Genomic DNA, 4861 nt, shown 5'->3' with positions numbered 1-4861 from the left:
AATTATCAAGCAATACATTCAGAACCAGCAAGGCTAACAAGCGATGCGAAATTCACCGCCACCCTGATGTCGGGTGGAGGTGAATTTCGCTTTTTTGATAGGCTTATATTTGCAGGCTACTGCCATTATAGTGTTGAATGCAGTTTTGTAACATAGCGCAACCTGAGTTTGTTATGTGCTGTGATAAAATGAAACTTAGCTGCTTTAATGAATAAGACTTTAATGGACAATACTGTGATTAAAACTGCCTTTATCAAAATATTATTGATAATAATTCATGATTTTTGCAGTTATTAGATTAGAGCTTTTGTGTACTATTGCCGTATTTCTATTACCTAGGCTCATTTAGCCTAAGCTAAAAGAGCCTTTTTTATAGTCAGTACTCTTTTGAATAATCCTATAAATAGCAATACTATAAACATGACTAAAGATAACGCTGAACATAGCGCCTTAACTGGACGCGCTATCCAAGCGCCCACAAAGATACCTTTTGATTCTCCCTCCTGGGTGTTAAAGCTAACAATCGGTCTGATTGGGATGTTCGCTTTTTTGCAGGTATATTCTATTCAGGCGGTTTTGCCCATATTGATGATGGATTTTTCCGCCACTGAAGTGCAGGCAGGGATGATTGTTGGCGCAACAGTGATGGCGATTGCCATTATGTCACCGTTTTTAGGGATGCTGTCTGATGCGGTCGGGCGCAAATCCTTTATCGTTGGGGCATTGTTGTTTTTAGCGATACCCACGGCGTTAATCGCTCAAAGTCCAAGTATTGGCTGGCTGGGTATGTGGCGTTTTATGCAAGGATTGTCTGTCCCAGGCATTACGGTAGTGACCATTGCTTATATCGGTGAGGAGTTTGAGGGGCGGGCTGTCACAGAACTGATGTCATTCTACGTCTCAGGCTCGGTACTCGGCGGTTTTATGGGGCGGTTTTTGCTGGGGCATTTGCATGAATTTATTGGCTGGCGTGCTGGCTATTATGTGATGGCAGCAATGACGCTCATCGGTGCGCTCTGGGTTGGCAAGATGTTGCCATCATCGCAGCATTTTGTAGCCAATCCAAATTTTCGCTCAGCGATGCAGACGCTTGGCGAGCATCTGACCAGCCGTTATGTCGTAACCGCATGTTTGCTAGGCGCTTGCGTGCTTTTTTCGCTCGTTGGTTGCTTTACCTTTATCAATCTACATCTTGCTGGCACGCCTTATGAGCTTGGCACTGGCGCGCTTGCCAATATCTTTGCGGTATATTTAATTGGGGTTGTCATCACGCCATTGTCGACCAAACTGTTACGTCGATTTGGGGCAGCGCGCACCGTTCGAGTGGCAGTGATTTTTTCGATGCTTGGTGCGCTGTTGACACTAGTGACGCCTTTATGGGGCATTATCGCTGGACTTGCTATCATGTCGTCAGGTGTCTTTATTACCCAAGCGGCAACCATCAGTTATATCGCAGTCAATGTTAAAAAAGGTCGTTCATTAGCCTCAGGTTTGTATTATATGGCTTACTATGCGGGCGGCACTATGGGCGCATGGCTATGCGGCATCGTTTATGCACGCGGGCAATGGTCAATGACGGTCTGGCTATTATTATTTGTACAGATATTGGCACTTTTGGTAGCAAGTTTTGGCATGATTAAAACGAAATCACGATCGGCATAAATGAGAGTTAACTATCATAATCTCAGAAACGGATAAACGCGCATTGTCGAACACTGAGTGTTGTATTACTTACATGTCATGCCTTTACATAGGGATGGTTTTTTCTTACTATCGATGGGTGATTAATAAAAATATAAGCATGATAAGTAAACAGTCAGTCGATATTTATCTGCATTCAAAAACACTATAAACAAGGACGTCAGACCTATGTCAAATATATACCACAGTGCGCCATCTGCCTATGATTTTCCGCTACTGGTTAAGCAACTATTAAACCGTGCCAAAACCGTATCACAAGATCAAGAAATCATTTATGCTGATAAAAAACGTTTCACCTATAAAGATTTATTTAACCGTATCAATCGCTTGGCGAATGTTTTAGACGGCTTAAACCTTGCTGCTGGTGATGTGGTCGCAGTGATGGATTGGGACAGCCATCGTTATCTTGAATCCTACTTTGCGGTGCCGATGTCAGAGTATATTTTGCAGACCGTCAATATCCGTCTATCACCCGAAAAAATTCTTTATACCATCAATCATGCGAAACCAAAAGTACTGCTACTCAACTCTGAATTTGCGCCATTGGTCAAAGATTATCAATTTGAAAATTCTAGCATCGAGCACATTATTTGGCTAGACGATAATGGCGTGACCTCTGAGGGCGTATTCGGTGGCAATCAAGACCGCGTCAAAGGTGAGTATGAGGCACTACTTGATGCCGCTAATGACCATTTTGATTTCCCGGATTTTGATGAAAATACCATTGCCACGACTTTTTATACTTCAGGTACGACAGGCAATCCAAAAGGGGTGTTTTTTAGCCATCGTCAGTTAGTACTGCATACGCTGACTGAAGCGGCGTCCATTGGTATGTTGCCAAATAAGCAAGGTGTCAGCTATGGTGATGTCTATATGCCAATGACCCCGATGTTCCACGTTCATGCATGGGGCTTTCCGTTTACGGCTACTATGACAGGTCTAAAACAAGTCTATCCGGGACGTTATGCACCCGATTTGTTGATGGATTTGATTATTAATGAAAAAGTCAGTATCACCCACTGTGTACCGACCATTTTGCAAATGATACTCAAAGAAGCTCAAGACCGTGGTGCCAGCTTTAATGGTCTAAAAATGATTATTGGTGGCTCACGATTGACGGAAGGCTTAGCAAAATTGGCCATGGCGCAAGGTATCGAAGTCTATACCGGTTATGGTATGTCGGAGACAGCGCCTTTGATTAGTTTGACGGATTTTAGTCTTAATGAGCCGCAGCTGAGTGAAGAAGAGGATATCGCCCGCCGCTGTATGAGTGGTAAACCTGTGCTTATGGTAGATGCCCAAGTGTGGGGAGAGAACAATCAGCCGGTCGGTACGGGTCAGGATAATACCGGTGAATTGGTATTACGCGCCCCTTGGCTCACCCAAAGCTATCTAAAAAATGATGACGCTGGCAAGGAGCTATGGGAAAACGGTTATATGCATACCCAAGACATTGCCTATATACGCCCTGATGGCTATATTAAAATCACCGATCGCTTAAAAGATGTGATCAAATCAGGCGGTGAGTGGATATCCTCACTAGAGATTGAGACGATTTTATCCCTACATCCTTCAGTGGCGGATGTGTCTGTGATTGGGGTGCGTGATCAGCAATGGGGCGAGCGTCCATTGGCATTGGTGGTACTCAAGCCAAACTGCCAAGATACTAAAGCCGAGGATATCAAAGCACTGGCAGAGCAGGCAGTGGCACGCGGTATCATTCCGAAATACGGTGTACCCAATCAGTTTAAGTTTGTCGATGAATTGCCAAAAACCTCTGTTGGCAAACATGACAAAAAAGTGATGCGTGAGATGTATGCCAATCAGACTGAGGTATAGATTTTTTAAAGCGGCGCAACTATTGAGCAGATACCGGGCTTAACAGTTGACCTTTATGACTGGCTCTGCTACATTTTAAACCGATACATAACGTATCGGTTTTTTAGTTCTGGCCGGGATAGCCAGTCTTGTATTATGATATTATCGGACAACATCATATCGCATCACCCATCATTTATGCTAAGGACAGCTATTATGAGCGCGCAAACCGCCACTGCAATGACCAATCAAGCGTCAACCCCAATATTTCAGACACTAACTACCCCTCAAACCTTTGCTGATATTTATCGTTCATCTATTGAAAATAAAGAGCAGTTTTGGGCAGAGCAAGCTAAGCGTATCTATTGGCATAAAGAGCCTGAGCAGATTCTGGATGACAGTAATTTGCCATTTGCGCAGTGGTATGTCGGCGGTGAAACCAATCTTTGTTATAACTGTGTCGATCGTCACCTTGAAGAACGTGCAGAGCAGGATGCCTTTATTTGGCTGTCATCAGAGATTAATCAAGAACTCGTAGAAACCTATCCTGCTGTGGTCGATGCTTTTCAAGACTTGGGTAATAACGTTGAGTTTTATACCGATTACACCAAGCGCCGTTTGACTTATAACGACCTTTATAAAGAAGTGAATTATTTTGCCGATGTATTAAAACGTCATGGTATTGAGAAGGGCGATCGAGTCATCATTTATATGCCGATGATTTTAGAGGCAGCTTATGCAATGCTCGCATGTGCGCGTATCGGTGCGGTGCATTCAGTGGTATTTGGTGGTTTTGCTGCCCATAACTTAGCCATTCGTATGGATGATGCGGAAGCAAAAATGGTCATTACGGTAGATGCAGGTTTGCGCGGTGGTAAGGTTGTGAATTATAAGAGCCTTGTGAATCAAGGTATTGAGCAGGCGACTGTTAAGCCTGAGCATGTAGTAGTGGTCAATCGTGGTATTTTGCCGTTTGAAGTAAAAGAGCTGGATGTGGACTATGCCACTGAGCGCCGGATCAGCTGTGAAGCCAATGCTATCGTCGAGCCTGTGTGGCTCGAGTCTAATACGCCATCATATCTGCTTTATACTTCTGGTACGACGGGCACACCAAAAGGTGTGCAGCGTGATACTGGCGGTCATGCGGTAGCATTGACCACATCGATGGACTATATCTATGATGGTAAGGCAGGCGAGACATTTTGGGCGATATCTGATATCGGTTGGGCTGTTGGGCATTCTTATACCATATATGCGCCATTGCTCGCTGGCATGACTAGTGTTTTGTATGAAGGCTTACCGCATCTACCAAATCCTGGTATCTGGTGGCGAATTGTAGAAG

The 4861-nt window shown here is 44.1% G+C and carries 3 protein-coding genes; all 3 read left to right on the top strand.

Annotated features, from left to right (window positions below):
• Window positions 1–420 precede the first annotated feature (420 nt).
• A complete protein-coding gene (locus VLN09_RS08710) occupies window positions 421–1662 on the top strand; it encodes an MFS transporter (protein ID WP_325245649.1) in 1242 nt (413 codons plus the stop codon).
• Between the two features lie 207 nt (window positions 1663–1869).
• Window positions 1870–3540 (top strand): fatty acid--CoA ligase, encoded by a 1671-nt coding sequence (locus tag VLN09_RS08705; protein ID WP_325245647.1) that lies wholly within the window; start codon window positions 1870–1872, stop codon window positions 3538–3540.
• A 195-nt stretch (window positions 3541–3735) separates the two neighbouring features.
• Window positions 3736–4861 (top strand): AMP-binding protein (locus VLN09_RS08700; protein ID WP_325245645.1); only part of this gene is annotated, 1126 nt, incomplete at its 3' end.

Source organism: Psychrobacter sp., from assembly GCF_035469765.1.
In the GTDB taxonomy this organism is placed as follows: domain Bacteria; phylum Pseudomonadota; class Gammaproteobacteria; order Pseudomonadales; family Moraxellaceae; genus Psychrobacter.
Note: the sequence above shows the minus strand (reverse complement) of the source record. Positions and strands in the feature narration are given on the sequence as shown.